The sequence below is a fragment of the Neorhizobium sp. T7_12 genome (genome assembly GCF_002968535.1).
GTDB lineage: Bacteria > Pseudomonadota > Alphaproteobacteria > Rhizobiales > Rhizobiaceae > Neorhizobium > Neorhizobium tomejilense.
Genome location: NZ_PVBK01000014.1, coordinates 13,745 through 28,157, shown reverse-complemented (window position 1 = coordinate 28,157; position 14,413 = coordinate 13,745). Strand labels below are relative to the sequence as shown.

Genomic DNA, 14,413 nt, shown 5'->3' with positions numbered 1-14,413 from the left:
CGAAATTCCGCACAGCCTGTGCCGACTGTACCCAATTTTCGTGCGGTCTCTCAAGTTCTATATCCACGTCATCTTGAAAAGGAGATATCCCATGTCGAACATAGACCAAGCGGGTACATTTATTCTCGGCGACCGCAACGTGAGACGGCTCGGCTACGGCGCCATGCAGCTTGCGGGCAAGGGTGTGTTCGGCCCGCCGAAGGACCGCGATGCGGCAATCGCAGTCCTGCGCGAGGCGGTCGAGGCTGGCGTCAATCACATCGACACCAGCGACTTTTACGGTCCGCACGTAACCAACCAGATCATCCGAGAAGCGCTTCATCCGTACCCCGACGACCTGATGATCGTGACCAAGATCGGCGCCATGCGCGGGACCGACGGTTCATGGAACCCGGCGTTCTCCGCCGAGCAGCTGACACAGGCCGTCCACGACAACCTGCGCAATCTTGGTCTCGACACCATGGACGTCGTCAATTTGCGTATCATGTTCGATGTTCACGGCCCGGCCGAAGGCTCGATCGAAGAACCCCTGACGGTTCTGGCGGAGCTGCAGCGCAAGGGCCTGGTCCGCCACATCGGGCTCAGCAACGTCACGCCGGCACAGGTTGCCGAAGGTCAGGGCATCGCCAAGATCATCTGCGTACAGAACCAGTACAATCTCGCTCATCGGCAAGACGATGCCATGATCGACGATCTTGCCCGTGATGGCATCGCCTATGTGCCGTTCTTCCCGCTCGGCGGCTTCAGCCCGCTGCAATCGTCGGTCCTCTCGGACGTCGCCCAGCGCCTGGACGCCACGCCGATGCAGGTCGCACTTGCCTGGCTGCTGCGTCGCGCACCGAACGTTCTCCTCATTCCGGGAACCTCGTCCGTCGGCCACCTGCGTGAAAACCTCGCCGCAGCGGAACTGCAGCTGTCGGACGCCGTGATGGCCGAGCTGGAGGGTGTCGCCGACATCCGCTCCGCCTGAGCACTCCCAGCTCGGTCCCCACCGTGCGTCGAAAAATCGACGCACGGCATTTGCCTTTACGCGCGCTTTCGCTAAAAGTGAAAGAAAAGCGAACGGAGGGGTGAGGTGTTCATCACGGACCGCCAGACGAAGATCGTCGAACTTGCGAAGTCGGCGGGGCGAGTGCTCGTCGACGACCTGGCGACGACGTTCTCGGTAACCTCGCAAACGATCCGCAAGGATCTGAATGATCTGTGCGACAAGCAAATTCTCACGCGGATCCATGGCGGCGCCACTCTTCCCCGCAGCAACGAGAATGTCCGGTATGACGCACGCCGGCAGATCGCCGCTGCGGAAAAACAGGCGATCGGCGTCGCCGCCGCCAACCTCATTCCGGACAACGCCTCGCTTCTCATCAACATCGGCACCACCACCGAAGCAGTCAGCGAGGCGCTGGTCAATCACCGGGAACTCATGGTGATTACCAATAATATAAACGTTGCCAATCGGTTACGACTTCTCGATGAAATCGAGGTGGTCATTGCCGGTGGCGTCGTTCGTCAATCGGACGGTGGCATCGTGGGTGAAGCCGCGGTCGATTTCATCCGCCAGTTCAAGGTCGACTACGCGATCATCGGCGTTTCGGCGATCGACCCGGATGGGGCTCTTCTCGATTATGACTTTCGCGAAGTGAAAGTTGCCCAGGCGATCATCGCCAATGCCAGGCACGTGATCCTAGTCGCCGACTCGACAAAATTCGAGCGCACCGCTCCCGTGCGTATCGGCCAAATCTCCCAGGTCCAGACCTTTATCACCGACCGCTGCGCGTCTCCTTCGATCCGGGAAATCTGTCTGCAGAACGGCGTTGCGCTGGTGGAGACTTCTGAGACGAACGCTGAAGTTCATTAGCCCTTCAGTTTCGTTTGACATTCGGAATATTTTCGATTTAATCCATTTTAAGTTCACAATGCCTAGTGGCTTGCTGCCGTTTCGGATCAGCGAGGGAAATGATGGGTCAAAAAATCCACGATATCTTCGTGATCGGCGGCGGCATCAACGGCTGCGGCATCGCACGCGATGCGGCCGGACGGGGTTATTCGGTCGCACTCGCGGAGATGGACGATTTTGCCTCGGGCACCTCCTCCGGTGCCACCAAACTCATCCACGGCGGCCTGCGTTATCTCGAGCACTACGAATTCAGGCTCGTGCGGGAATCGCTGATGGAGCGCGAAACCCTCTGGGCCATGGCACCTCACATCATCTGGCCGATGCGTTTCGTCCTGCCCTACCACAAGGGAGGGGTTCGCCCCGCATGGCTGATCCGCCTCGGCCTGTTTCTCTACGATCATCTCGGCGGCCGAAAGCTGCTCCCGCCGACCGCAGTGCTCGACATGCGCACCGACCCGGCAGGGAACCCTCTGAAGCCGCTTTTTACCAAGGCGTTCGAATATTCCGACGGCTGGGTCGACGACGCGCGGATGGTCGTGCTGAACGCTCGGGATGCCGCCGATCGCGGCGCCCTGATCCTGCCGCGTACCCGGGTGGTTGCCGCCCGCCGGGAGAACGGTGTTTGGACGATCGGCACGTGCGATACCCGCACCGGCAAGACCGAGACCTATCAGGCCCGCATGCTTGTGAATGCCGCCGGGCCCTGGGTGGATCAGGTGATCCGCGAGGCGTTCGGCAACAATGACGCCCGCCATGTGCGCCTCGTCCAGGGCAGCCATATCGTCGTGAAGAGGAAATTCGAAGGATCCCGCGCCTATTTCTTTCAGAACCGGGACAATCGCATCATTTTCGCAATTCCTTACGAGAACGACTTCACGCTTATCGGCACGACCGACCGGGACTATTCCGGCAATCCGAAAGATGTGAAAATCTCCGAGGAGGAGACGACCTATCTCTGCAATGCCGCGAGCGAGTATTTTCGGGAGCCGGTGCGACCGGCCGACATCGTCTGGACCTATTCGGCGGTTCGCCCGCTTTTTGACGACGGCGCTTCAAAGGCGCAGGAAGCAACGCGCGATTATGTGCTGAAGGTCGACGTCACTCAGGGCGCACCGCTGCTCAACGTCTTCGGCGGAAAGCTGACTACCTATCGCCGTCTTTCGGAACATGCGCTGGAGAAGATCGCCGAAGCGATCGGAGCAAAAGGCCATTCCTGGACGGCGAAGAGCCATCTGCCCGGCGGCGATTTTCCTGCGCAGGGTTACGAGGAAGAAGTGGTAAAGCTGAAAGCCCGCTATCCGTTTCTGGAAGAACGGCATGCGCGGCGCCTGGTGCGCCGGTACGGAACCCGCGCAGCGATGATCCTCGACGGCGCCACCAGGATGCAGGACCTCGGCCACCATTTCGGCGGCGATCTCTACGAGGCCGAAGTGAAATATCTTGTCGACCGTGAATGGGCCATGAGCGCGGAGGACGTGTTGTGGCGCAGAACAAAGGACGGTCTGCGGTTGAGTGAGACGGAAAGACAATATCTGGAGGAGTACATGGCCGCTATACCGGCAAAAATGGCCGGATAAGCGACATGTGTTCCCGATGTGAGGAGGCACGGGAACTCGAATGCTGGAAATGCGCAACGTCGCCAAGATGGTGGGGGGTGAGTATCATATTCATCCGACCAATCTTGCATTCGATCGCGGCTCGCTGAACGTATTGCTCGGCCCGACGCTCTCGGGCAAGACGTCGATCATGCGACTGATGGCCGGACTTGATCGTCCTACCAGCGGCTCCGTGTATTTCGACGGCGCCGACGTCACCGGCGTCGCGGTGCAAAAACGCAACGTCGCGATGGTCTACCAGCAGTTCATCAACTACCCCGCCCTGACCGTCTACGAAAACATCGCTTCGCCGATGCGGATTGCAGGCAAGGATGCGAAGACCATCGACCGGGAAGTCCGCCGTGCTGCGGACTTGTTGAGATTGACGCCTTATCTCGATCGGACGCCTCTCAACCTTTCCGGCGGGCAGCAGCAGCGTACGGCGCTCGCCCGCGCACTCGTCAAGAATGCGAGCCTGGTGCTGATGGACGAGCCGCTCGCCAATCTCGACTACAAGCTTCGCGAGGAACTGCGCGAGGAATTGCCGAAGATCTTCGCGCAATCCGGCGCCATTTTCGTTTATGCGACGACCGAACCATCCGAAGCCTTGTTGCTCGGCGGCAATACGGCAACGCTCTCCGAAGGACGGATCACGCAATTCGGGCCGACGATCGAGGTCTACCGTCGTCCGGCGGACCTGGTGACCGCCAAGACATTTGCCGATCCCCCGCTCAACTTCATCGACGTGGTCAAGTCCGGCGGCTCGTTCCGATACCAGCAAGCAGACAATCTCGCGGTGCCGCCGCATCTGTCCGGCGTGCCGGACGGTCCGGTGACCATCGCCTTCCACCCCCATCACCTGGGGCTCGCGGCACAGACCGACAATGCTGCAAGGGTCAAGGCCCAGACGCAGATTTCGGAAATCACCGGCTCCGAAAGCTTCGTGCACATGCACTACAACGGCGTGCGCTGGGTCATGCTGGCCCCCGGCATCCACGACATCGATCCGGATACCGAAATCGAGCTTTTCCTGGATACCCGCCATCTGATGGCTTTTGGAACAGACGGCCGCGCCATCGCGGCGGCGGCTTGAGGACGGCGAACATGGCACGCATCACGCTCGATCACATCCGCCACGCCTACGGTCCCAACCCGAAATCCGACGCCGCCTATGCGCTGCGTGAGGTGGACCACGAATGGGCCGATGGCGGCGCCTATGCCTTGCTCGGCCCTTCCGGCTGCGGCAAGACCACGTTGCTGAACATCATTTCTGGCCTGTTGCAGCCGTCCCACGGGCGTATCCTCTTCGATGGAAAAGATGTCACCAATCTTTCCACGCAGGAACGCAACATTGCCCAGGTTTTCCAGTTTCCGGTCATCTACGACACGATGACGGTCTACGACAATCTGGCATTTCCCTTGCGCAACAGAGGCATCGCGGAACCGGATGTCGATCGCCGCGTCCGCGAGATGCTGGAGATCATCGACCTCTCCGATTGGTCGAACCGCAAGGCCCAGCGCCTCACGGCCGATCAGAAGCAGAAGATCTCGCTCGGGCGAGGCCTCGTCCGCAATGACGTCAATGCGATCCTCTTCGATGAGCCCCTGACGGTCATCGATCCGCATATGAAATGGGTGCTCCGCTCGCAGCTGAAGCGCTTCCACAAGCAATTCGGCTTCACCATGGTCTACGTAACCCATGACCAGACGGAGGCGCTCACCTTCGCCGACAAGGTGGTCGTCATGTACGATGGGGAGATCGTCCAGATCGGAACGCCGGCCGAACTCTTCGAGAGGCCCAGCCATACATTCGTCGGTTATTTCATCGGCTCCCCCGGGATGAACGTGATACCCGCCGAGATCCATGGGAGTACGATCAAGCTCGGAGCCGAGACGATCGCCCTCGATTATGCGCCGAAACTCGATGCGGGTGGCCGGATCGAACTGGGCATCCGGCCGGAATTCATCCGCATCGGCCGGGAGGGCATGCCTGTCACGGTGACGCGCATCGAAGACATCGGCCGGCGCAGGATCGTTCGCGCAAGTCTTGGGGGGCAATCGATTGCGATCGTCGTTTCCGAGGATGCGGAGGTTCCGGCAGAGCCTCGCGTCACCTTCGACCCCGTTGCGCTGAATATCTATGCCAATTCGTGGCGCGTTGGCAGGGAGGCCTGAACCATGGAAAAGACGTGGAACAACAAAGCCTGGTTTCTGGTGCTTCCCGTGCTCCTGCTGGTTGCCTTCTCGGCAGCCATTCCGCTGATGACCGTGGTGAACTATTCGGTCCAGGATACGTTCGGCAACAACGCCTTCTTCTGGGCGGGCACCGACTGGTTCGACGATATCCTGCATTCGGCCCGCTTCTGGGAAGCCCTGCAGCGCAATCTGCTTTTCTCCTTCATCATCCTTGCGATCGAGATTCCGCTCGGCATCTTCATCGCGCTGAACATGCCCAAGAAGGGCATCGGCGTGCCGGTCTGCCTGGTGCTGATGGCCCTTCCGCTTCTTATCCCGTGGAATGTCGTCGGCACGATCTGGCAGGTCTTCGGGCGTGTCGATATCGGCCTGCTCGGCCACACGCTGGCGGCGCTCGGCATCGACTACAACTATGTGCGCGATCCTCTGGACGCCTGGATCACCGTCGTTGTCATGGATGTCTGGCACTGGACGAGCCTCGTCGTGCTCCTGTGCTACGCTGGCCTCGTCTCCATTCCGGACGCCTATTATCAGGCGGCGAAGATCGATGGGGCATCCAGGTGGTCGGTGTTCCGCTACATCCAGCTTCCGAAGATGAAGCGGGTGCTGCTTATCGCCGTCCTGCTGCGCTTCATGGATAGTTTCATGATCTATACCGAGCCTTTCGTGGTCACCGGCGGGGGGCCTGGAAATTCCACGACCTTCCTGTCGATCGATCTCGTCAAGACAGCGGTCGGCCAGTTCGACCTCGGTCCGGCCGCCGCCATGTCGATCGTCTACTTCCTGATCATCCTGCTGCTGTCATGGATCTTCTACACCGTGATGACCAGCAGCGATGCAGACAATTGAAGGAGGGAGGAAAACCATGGCAAGGACAATCAAATACAAGCCTGCAGGCAATCTCTCCTGGCTGGTCTCGACGATCTACATCATCTTCCTGCTGCTGCCGATCTACTGGCTCGTCAACATGAGCTTCAAGGAGAATTCCGAGATCACCGGAGCCTTCTCGCTCTGGCCGCAGAACCCGACGCTCAGGAACTACATGGTCATCTTCACGGACCCTTCCTGGTACAACGGCTATATCAATTCGATCATCTATGTGGCCTTAAACACCACGATCTCGGTTCTGGCGGCATTGCCGGCTGCCTATGCCTTCTCGCGCTATCGGTTCCTCGGCGACAAACATCTGTTCTTCTGGCTGCTCACCAACCGGATGGCACCGCCCGCCGTCTTCGCCCTGCCCTTCTTCCAGCTCTATTCCGCCTTCGGTCTCATCGACACGCATATCGCGGTCGCCCTCGCCCATTGCCTGTTCAACGTGCCGCTTGCTGTCTGGATCCTGGAGGGCTTCATGTCGGGCGTACCGAAGGAAATCGACGAAACCGCCTATATCGACGGCTATTCCTTCCCGCGGTTCTTCGTGAAGATCTTCATGCCGCTGATCGCTTCGGGCATCGGCGTCGCCGCCTTCTTCTGCTTCATGTTTTCCTGGGTGGAATTGCTGCTTGCCCGGACGCTGACGACCACGGCCGCCAAGCCCATTTCCGCTATCATGACGCGCACCGTTTCGGCGTCGGGCATGGACTGGGGCGTGCTGGCAGCCGCCGGCGTGCTGACCATCGTTCCCGGCGCACTCGTCATCTATTTCGTTCGAAACTACATCGCCAAGGGCTTTGCCCTCGGCCGGGTCTGACAAGGAGGAACCACGCATGAGCTTTTCATGGATGGCCTGGACACTGCCGACGGCCCTGTTCTTTCTGACGATCCTCGCCCTGCTCATCGGCATGAGCATCTGGGAATATTTCGCGCCCGGCGGTGCACCGAGGGTCGGCATCCTGCGCTTCGAAACGACGCGCGGAGACCGGCTCTTCATCTCGCTGCTCGGCGCGGCATTCATTCATCTCGCATGGTTGGGGCTTATCGGCCCCAACCTGTGGTGGGCTCTTGCCCTGGCAGTGGTCTACGCAATCGGCGTCTTCCGCTTCGTCTGAAAGGCAAGCTGAAAAAGTGGCGGGAGAACCGCCACTCGGTACGAAATTGCAATCGCAAAACTCTGGGAGGATAAAATGCGACGGCATCTTATGACAACGACGGCAGCGGTGCTGCTGGCTCTGACCGGTTCCGCCTATGCCGGCACCGAGGAGGCAAAGCAATTCCTCGACAAGGAAGTCGGCGAACTCTCGACGCTTTCCCGCGCCGAGCAGGAAAAGGAGATGCAATGGTTCGTCGATGCGGCAAAACCGCTTGCCGGCCTGGATATCAAGGTCGTCTCCGAAACAATCACCACGCATGAATACGAATCGAAGGTGCTGGCTCCGGCCTTCACCGCAATCACCGGCATCAAGGTCACCCATGACCTGATCGGCGAAGGCGACGTGGTTGAAAAACTGCAGACCCAGATGCAATCCGGCGAGAACATCTATGACGGTTATGTCAACGATTCCGACCTGATCGGCACCCATTGGCGTTACCAGCAGGCCCGCTCGCTGACCGACTGGATGGCGGGTGAAGGCAAGGACGTCACCAACCCCGGCCTCGATCTTCAGGATTTCATCGGCCTGAAGTTCACAACTGCACCGGACAAGAAGCTCTACCAGCTGCCGGACCAGCAGTTCGCCAACCTCTACTGGTTCCGCTACGACTGGTTCAACGACGCCAAGAACAAGGCCGACTTCAAGGCCAAGTATGGCTACGAACTCGGCGTGCCGGTCAACTGGTCGGCCTATGAGGATATTGCCGAGTTCTTCACCGGCCGCGACGTGGGCGGCAAGAAGGTCTATGGTCACATGGACTACGGCAAGAAGGACCCATCGCTCGGCTGGCGCTTCACCGACGCTTGGCTCTCCATGGCCGGCAACGGCGACAAGGGCCTTCCGAACGGCCTGCCGGTCGACGAATGGGGGATCAAGGTCAACGAAAAGTCGCAGCCGGTCGGCTCCTGCGTCGCACGCGGCGGCGATACCAACGGCCCGGCGGCTGTCTACTCCATCCAGAAATATCTCGACTGGATGAAGGCCTATGCGCCGGCCGCCGCCCAGGGCATGACCTTCTCGGAGTCCGGACCCGTACCGGCTCAGGGCGAAATCGCCCAGCAGATGTTCATGTACACCGCTTTCACCGCCGACATGGTGAAGGCCGGCCTGCCTGTCATGAACCAGGACGGTACGCCGAAATGGCGTTTTGCTCCGTCTCCGCACGGGGTCTACTGGAAGGACGGCATGAAGCTCGGCTATCAGGACGTCGGCTCCTGGACGCTGATGAAGTCCACGCCCACCAACCGCGCCAAGGCGGCCTGGCTCTATGCCCAGTTCGTCACCTCGAAGACGGTGGACGTCAAGAAGAGCCATGTCGGCCTCACCTTGATCCGCGAGAGCACCATCCGGCACAAGAGCTTCACGGACCGCGCGCCGAAGCTCGGCGGCCTGATCGAGTTCTATCGTTCACCGGCCCGCGTCCAGTGGTCGCCGACCGGCACGAACGTGCCTGACTACCCGAAGCTCGCGCAGCTCTGGTGGCAGGCGATCGGCGACGCGTCCTCGGGCGCCAAGACGGCCCAGGCCGCCATGGACTCCCTTTGCGCCGAGCAGGAAAAGGTCCTGCAGCGCCTGGAACGCGCCAAGGTCCAGGGTGACATGGGTCCGAAGCTCGCCGAGGAACACGACCTCGCATACTGGAACAAGGAGGCGGTCGCCAAGGGCAACCTCGCTCCCCAGCTCAAGGTCGCCAACGAGAAGGAAAAGCCCGTCACCGTCAACTACGACGAGCTCGTAAAGAGCTGGGCTGACACCAAGAAGTAAAGCCGGTTCGCCGGGCGCTCAACGCGCCCGGCGGCCACCGACTGCAAGGTCCCTGTCGCCGGGGCCGCTTGAACCTGGATGGATGGCCTGCCGCAGCTCAGCTGCCCAACTGTTCCTTCCGGAACGCAGCCGACACCGTCTCCGCGGCCAGCTTCGCCGTGCTCGCGTCGGTCCGGTAGTTGCTTACCGAAATCCGCATGACATCGATCCCTCTCCACCTGGCTCCGGTCACGAAGATCGTTCCCTCGCGCTGTAGCCGCGCAATGGTCCTTCTCGTCACCTCGTCGGCATCGGCGGTCGAGAGATCCGAGCCGAAGCGGCAGATCACCTGATTGAGGTCGACGTCGTTCAGGATCTCGATCCCCGGCTCGCACGACAGATGTTCGGCAATGATCCGCGCGGCGGAACAGCAACCTTCGACGAGACGGGCGATGCCGTTTCGGCCGAGGTGCTTCATCATTGCCCAGGTCGCGAAGCCGCGTGCTCGCCTCGAAAGCTCCGGCACGTAGTGTGACGGGTCCCGCTCCCCTTCCGCCGCGATGGGGAGGTAGCTGGCAGCGATCGTCATGGCGCGCCGGTGGGCGACTTCGTCCCTTACAATCGCATAGCCGCTGTCATAGGGGGTCTGAAGCCACTTATGGCCATCGGTGGCCCAGCTATCCGCCAACTCCACTCCAGGACAAAGATGCCGGGTCGAAGGAGAAGCCTTGGCCCATAGGCCAAATGCACCATCCACATGTATCCAGGCATCCCTGCCCTTAGCGACCGGGATAAGTTCGGCGAACGGATCAAAGGCCCCTGTGTTGATTTGTCCCGCCTGAAGGATGGCGATCGTTGGACCAGCCGCCTTGTTGACCGCCTCTTCGAAATGCCGGGCAAGAATACGCCCCTGCCTGTCTGTTGCTACCCGGACGACGCGGTCATGCCCAAGCCCCAGAAACTGCAAGGCTGAGAAAACAGTGGTGTGGGCATCGTCACCAACGACAACAGTGATCGGCGGCGCACCGAATAGCCCGTCTGCGTCGGCGTCCCAGCCGGCCCGGCGAAGCACCTCGCCTCTCGCGGCGGCCAGGCAGCTGAAATTAGCCACCGTCGCTCCCGTGACGAAACCCACGGAGCATTGAGCAGGCAGGCCCAGAACCTCAAGGAGCCAGGTGGCTGCCACCTTTTCGAAAGACGCGGCGGCAGGGGACGCGGTGTGATTACCCGCATTCTGTCCCCAGGCGCTTGTCAGGAAGTCTGCCGCCACGCCCATCGGATGCGAGCCGCCGATCACCCAGCCGAAAAAACGCGGGCCGGTCATTCGGTGGAGGCCCGGCTCGGCCTTTTCCACGAGATGAAGAAGGACGTCCTCCATCGCAAGCGTCTCCTCCTGGAGATCTTCGACGAGCGTCGCCAGACATTCCTGGTATTGCAGTTGTGGCCGGTGGAGCTGAGGATCTGCCTGGCGGAACCCGGCGGCCAAATGCGCCGCCTGCGCGAAAAGTGCGTCTATGCCCTCAGCCATGGACCCTACCTCCGTGTCGTCGGGACTGGGCAGCTATCTGCGCCAAGCTACCACACGATGCGCAATTCCCCTAACCTCGCAGTCCCGTCATTGATTGATGGGGCGATAAATGGCCCTTCAGGCTGAAAGGCAGCTGGTGCGTGTGGCGGGAAAATGGAGCGGGTGAAGGGAATCGAACCCTCGTATTCAGCTTGGGAAGCTGCTGCTCTACCATTGAGCTACACCCGCGTCGGTCTGCAGATTTCCAACAGACGGCATCGACTGTCAAGCCGGAGGTGGTGTCAGACGCGAAAATGCTTCGACAGCTTCAGGCCTTGTGCCTGATAGTTCGAGCCGAGGCCTGCGCCGTACATGCCTTCGGGTTTTTCCAGCATGTGTTCGTAGACCAGGCGGCCGACGATCTGGCCGTCTTCGAGGATGAAGGGAACTTCGTGGCTGCGCACCTCGAGCACCGCGCGGCTGCCGCGTCCGCCCGCCGCTTCGTGGCCGAAGCCCGGATCGAAGAAACCGGCATAGTGGACGCGGAATTCGCCGACCAGCGGATCGAAGGGCGTCATCTCGGCGGCATAGAGCGGCGGGACATGCACCGCCTCGCGCGAGACGAGGATATAGAACTCGTCGGGATCGAGGATAAGCTCGTTGCGGCCGCGGCTGTAAAGCGGCTCCCAGAAATCGAAGATGTCGTGCTGCGCCTTCTTGTCGACATCGACGACGGCCGTGTGGTGTTTGCCGCGATAGCCGATCAGGCCGACGCTGTCGCCGGAAAGATCGATCGACAGGGCGATGCCGCCGCCCGAGACATTCGGCTTGGCGGACGCGACCAGGGTTTCGTCGTTGTGGAGTTGCAGAAGGGCCGGCTCGCCAAGCAGCGCGTTGCCGACGCGGAAACGGATCTGCGACAGGCGCGAACCGCGGCGCACCACGATCGGGAAAGTACGCGGCGAGATTTCAAGGTAGAGCGGGCCGGAATAGCCGGCCGGGATCTTGTCGAATTCCTGCGCGTAGTCGGTGATCACGCGGGTAAAGATGTCGAGCCGGCCGGTGGAGCTTTTCGGATTGGCGGAGGCAGACATATTGGCCGGCAGGTCGAGCCGTTCCATCAGCGGCACGATATAGACGCAGCCGGTTTCCAGCACCGCGGCTTCGGAGAGGTCGATCACGTGCAGCTTGAGGCGATCGAGCTTGTCGGAGACGAGGCTCGTCGGGCCCGGCATGAAGCTCGCGCGGACGCGGAATGCCTTGGCGCCGAGGCGCAGGTCGAGGCTGGCGGGCTGAACCTGATCCAGGTCGAGCTCCCGCTCGGAGATCAGCCGTCCACTGTCGAAAAGCGCCGCGATCGCGCGGTCCGCCAAGATTCCTGTTTCGCGAGCCATCATGTCTCTCTCAAGTTTTCGACGCGACAAAACCAAATGCGAGCCATTGACGCAAGCGGGGCGCGGCGCTATGCCAATCTTATCCCGTGGTGATTTGGCCGGTCGGCTTGCAGCCACGTTAAATAAGTGGCTAAAAAGACCGGGTGCGAAACCGGTCTGCTTATGCGACCGGTTTTTTTGTTCTGAAAGAGGACACGCATGACTAACAAATGGCGCCCGGCAACCCAGCTCGTACACGGCGGCACGTTGCGTTCGCAATATGGCGAAACCTCGGAAGCGATCTTCCTGACCCAGGGTTTCGTCTATGACACGTCGGAAGCGGCCGAAGCCCGCTTCAAGGGCGAGACAGACGGCTTCATCTACGCGCGTTACGGCAGCCCCACCAACGACATGTTCGAAAAGCGCATGTGCATGCTGGAAGGCGCCGAAGACGCACGCGCCACCGCCTCGGGCATGGCCGCCGTCACCGCCGCGATCCTCTGCCAGCTGAAGGCCGGCGACCATATCGTCGCGGCCCGCGCCCTGTTCGGCTCCTGCCGCTGGGTGGTCGAGACGCTCGCTCCGAAATACGGCATCGAATGCACCCTGGTCGACGGCCGCTTCCTGGAGAATTGGGAAAAGGCGATCACGCCGAAGACCAAGGTGTTCTTCCTGGAAAGCCCGACCAACCCGACGCTCGAAGTGGTCGATATTGCCGGCGTCGCCAAGCTCGCCAACCAGATCGGCGCCAAGGTCGTCGTCGACAACGTGTTTGCGACCCCGCTCTACCAGAAGCCGCTGGAACTCGGCGCGCATATCGTCGTCTACTCCGCCACCAAGCACATCGACGGCCAGGGCCGCTGCCTCGGTGGCGTCGTGCTGTCCGACAAGGCCTGGATCGACGAGAACCTGCATGACTATTTCCGCCATACCGGTCCGGCGATGTCGCCGTTCAATGCGTGGACGCTGCTGAAGGGCATCGAGACCCTGCCGTTGCGCGTCAAGCAGCAGACGGAAAGCGCTTCGAAGATCGCCGATTTCCTCGCCGAGCAGAAGCAGGTCGCAAAGGTCATCTATCCGGGCCGCAAGGACCATCCGCAGGCCGATATCATCGCCAGGCAGATGAAGGCCGGCTCGACGCTCGTCTGCTTCGAGTTGAAGGGCGGCAAGGAAGCGGCCTTCAAGCTGCAGAACGCGCTGGAAATCGTCAAGATTTCCAACAATCTCGGCGATTCCAAGAGCCTGATCACCCATCCGGCGACAACGACGCACAAGAACCTCACGGACGAGGCCCGGGCCGAACTCGGCATCTCGCCCGGCACCGTGCGCCTGTCGGCCGGTATCGAGGATACCGACGACCTGATCGAGGATTTCGCCCGGGCGCTTTCCAAGGCCGGCGTGTAAGCGTTCGCTTTTCAAGATCGTGGCCGGGGTGGTGGATCGACCAGAAATTCACCATCCCGGTTATCCTTAACTTCAACAAATGCTCACACTCGGTTGTTCAAACCGCGAGATTTCTTGACGTTGCGGCGCCTCTGTACAATATCGAACCAAGTTAGATTTGTTGAGGTGTCGCATGTATCGCGCCCGGACAAGAGATATCGATGTCGCCGTCGAACCCTACTATCTGGAGGAGCAATCCAATCCGGAAGAGAGCCGCTATGTCTGGGGCTATCGCATCGTCATCGAAAACCATTCGACGCTCACCGTGCAGCTGGTGCATCGCTACTGGCACATCACCGACCAGAACGGCATCGTCGACGAAGTCGACGGGCCGGGGGTCGTCGGCGAGCAGCCGCGGCTGAAGCCGGGCGACAGCTACGAATATTCCTCGGGCTGTCCTCTCGACACACCATCCGGCCTGATGTTCGGCCATTACGACATGCAGACCGACGAAGGCGAGACCTTCGAGGTGACGATCCCGGCTTTCTCCCTGGATTCACCGGGCCTGATGCGCGTCCTCAACTAAACCGCGCTACCGACGACAACCTGCAGGTTATGGGTGGCGTCGGTTTTTCTATTTGTTACCCCTCCCCTCCTGCGGCATCTTGACGTGGTCAACCGGTCTT

Annotated in this window: 13 protein-coding genes, 1 tRNA gene and 1 riboswitch; of the genes, 11 read left to right on the top strand and 3 right to left on the bottom strand. The window is 60.7% G+C overall.

The window, feature by feature from the left end; translation table 11 throughout:
* The first annotated feature begins 91 nt into the window (after positions 1–91).
* The 9 genes from C5J26_RS23865 (at position 92) to C5J26_RS23825 (ending at position 9,485) form a co-directional block, all read left to right on the top strand.
* A complete protein-coding gene (locus C5J26_RS23865; RefSeq protein ID WP_105404056.1) occupies positions 92–970 on the top strand; it encodes an aldo/keto reductase family oxidoreductase in 879 nt (292 codons plus the stop codon).
* A gap of 105 nt (positions 971–1,075) precedes the next feature.
* Positions 1,076–1,858 carry a DeoR/GlpR family DNA-binding transcription regulator gene (locus C5J26_RS23860; protein ID WP_105404055.1) on the top strand — a complete coding sequence of 261 codons (783 nt, stop codon included), beginning with the start codon at positions 1,076–1,078 and terminating at the stop codon, positions 1,856–1,858.
* A 101-nt stretch (positions 1,859–1,959) separates the two neighbouring features.
* Positions 1,960–3,474: a glycerol-3-phosphate dehydrogenase gene (glpD, locus tag C5J26_RS23855; protein WP_105404054.1), complete on the top strand. Its 1,515-nt coding sequence runs from the start codon at positions 1,960–1,962 to the stop codon at positions 3,472–3,474.
* Positions 3,475–3,514: 40 nt separating this feature from the next.
* On the top strand, positions 3,515–4,585 hold the full coding sequence (locus C5J26_RS23850) for an ABC transporter ATP-binding protein (RefSeq protein ID WP_105404053.1): 1,071 nt from the start codon (positions 3,515–3,517) through the stop codon (positions 4,583–4,585).
* A gap of 11 nt (positions 4,586–4,596) precedes the next feature.
* The gene (locus tag C5J26_RS23845) at positions 4,597–5,667 is read left to right on the top strand and encodes an ABC transporter ATP-binding protein (RefSeq protein ID WP_037087140.1); all 1,071 of its coding nucleotides are present in this window, start codon (positions 4,597–4,599) and stop codon (positions 5,665–5,667) included.
* A gap of 3 nt (positions 5,668–5,670) precedes the next feature.
* A complete protein-coding gene (locus tag C5J26_RS23840) occupies positions 5,671–6,537 on the top strand; it encodes a carbohydrate ABC transporter permease (RefSeq protein WP_046610946.1) in 867 nt (288 codons plus the stop codon).
* Between the two features lie 16 nt (positions 6,538–6,553).
* Positions 6,554–7,381, top strand: a complete 828-nt coding sequence (locus C5J26_RS23835) for a carbohydrate ABC transporter permease (protein ID WP_046630625.1) — start codon at positions 6,554–6,556, stop codon at positions 7,379–7,381.
* Positions 7,382–7,397: 16 nt separating this feature from the next.
* The gene (locus C5J26_RS23830; protein WP_105404052.1) at positions 7,398–7,679 is read left to right on the top strand and encodes a DUF2160 domain-containing protein; all 282 of its coding nucleotides are present in this window, start codon (positions 7,398–7,400) and stop codon (positions 7,677–7,679) included.
* Positions 7,680–7,754: 75 nt separating this feature from the next.
* Positions 7,755–9,485, top strand: a complete 1,731-nt coding sequence (locus tag C5J26_RS23825) for an ABC transporter substrate-binding protein (RefSeq protein ID WP_105404051.1) — start codon at positions 7,755–7,757, stop codon at positions 9,483–9,485.
* Between the two features lie 97 nt (positions 9,486–9,582).
* Here the strand turns inward: C5J26_RS23825 and C5J26_RS23820 are convergent, their stop codons facing one another.
* The 3 genes from C5J26_RS23820 to C5J26_RS23810 form a co-directional block, all read right to left on the bottom strand.
* The gene (locus tag C5J26_RS23820) at positions 9,583–10,992 is read right to left on the bottom strand and encodes an aspartate aminotransferase family protein (protein ID WP_105404050.1); all 1,410 of its coding nucleotides are present in this window, start codon (positions 10,990–10,992) and stop codon (positions 9,583–9,585) included.
* A 154-nt stretch (positions 10,993–11,146) separates the two neighbouring features.
* A tRNA-Gly gene (locus tag C5J26_RS23815) sits at positions 11,147–11,220 on the bottom strand.
* 53 nt (positions 11,221–11,273) lie between these two features.
* Positions 11,274–12,368, bottom strand: coding sequence for a 2'-deoxycytidine 5'-triphosphate deaminase (locus tag C5J26_RS23810; RefSeq protein ID WP_172746047.1), 1,095 nt, complete (start codon positions 12,366–12,368; stop codon positions 11,274–11,276).
* 73 nt (positions 12,369–12,441) lie between these two features.
* Positions 12,442–12,520: riboswitch (SAM riboswitch) on the top strand.
* 43 nt (positions 12,521–12,563) lie between these two features.
* Here C5J26_RS23810 and C5J26_RS23805 point away from each other — a divergent pair.
* Together C5J26_RS23805 and apaG are read left to right on the top strand one after the other, a co-directional pair.
* Positions 12,564–13,748: an O-succinylhomoserine sulfhydrylase gene (locus C5J26_RS23805; protein ID WP_105404049.1), complete on the top strand. Its 1,185-nt coding sequence runs from the start codon at positions 12,564–12,566 to the stop codon at positions 13,746–13,748.
* A 172-nt stretch (positions 13,749–13,920) separates the two neighbouring features.
* Positions 13,921–14,313, top strand: a complete 393-nt coding sequence (apaG, locus tag C5J26_RS23800) for a Co2+/Mg2+ efflux protein ApaG (protein ID WP_046603197.1) — start codon at positions 13,921–13,923, stop codon at positions 14,311–14,313.
* Positions 14,314–14,413 lie beyond the last annotated feature (100 nt).

Coding starts and splice junctions, on each gene's coding strand:
- C5J26_RS23865 (WP_105404056.1), top strand. CDS start 92: ATGTCGAACATAGACCAAGCGGGTACATTTATTCTCGGCGACCGCAAC.
- glpD (WP_105404054.1), top strand. CDS start 1,960: ATGGGTCAAAAAATCCACGATATCTTCGTGATCGGCGGCGGCATCAAC.
- C5J26_RS23850 (WP_105404053.1), top strand. CDS start 3,515: ATGCTGGAAATGCGCAACGTCGCCAAGATGGTGGGGGGTGAGTATCAT.
- C5J26_RS23845 (WP_037087140.1), top strand. CDS start 4,597: ATGGCACGCATCACGCTCGATCACATCCGCCACGCCTACGGTCCCAAC.
- C5J26_RS23840 (WP_046610946.1), top strand. CDS start 5,671: ATGGAAAAGACGTGGAACAACAAAGCCTGGTTTCTGGTGCTTCCCGTG.
- C5J26_RS23835 (WP_046630625.1), top strand. CDS start 6,554: ATGGCAAGGACAATCAAATACAAGCCTGCAGGCAATCTCTCCTGGCTG.
- C5J26_RS23830 (WP_105404052.1), top strand. CDS start 7,398: ATGAGCTTTTCATGGATGGCCTGGACACTGCCGACGGCCCTGTTCTTT.
- C5J26_RS23825 (WP_105404051.1), top strand. CDS start 7,755: ATGCGACGGCATCTTATGACAACGACGGCAGCGGTGCTGCTGGCTCTG.
- C5J26_RS23820 (WP_105404050.1), bottom strand. CDS start 10,992: ATGGCTGAGGGCATAGACGCACTTTTCGCGCAGGCGGCGCATTTGGCC.
- C5J26_RS23810 (WP_172746047.1), bottom strand. CDS start 12,368: ATGATGGCTCGCGAAACAGGAATCTTGGCGGACCGCGCGATCGCGGCG.
- C5J26_RS23805 (WP_105404049.1), top strand. CDS start 12,564: ATGACTAACAAATGGCGCCCGGCAACCCAGCTCGTACACGGCGGCACG.
- apaG (WP_046603197.1), top strand. CDS start 13,921: ATGTATCGCGCCCGGACAAGAGATATCGATGTCGCCGTCGAACCCTAC.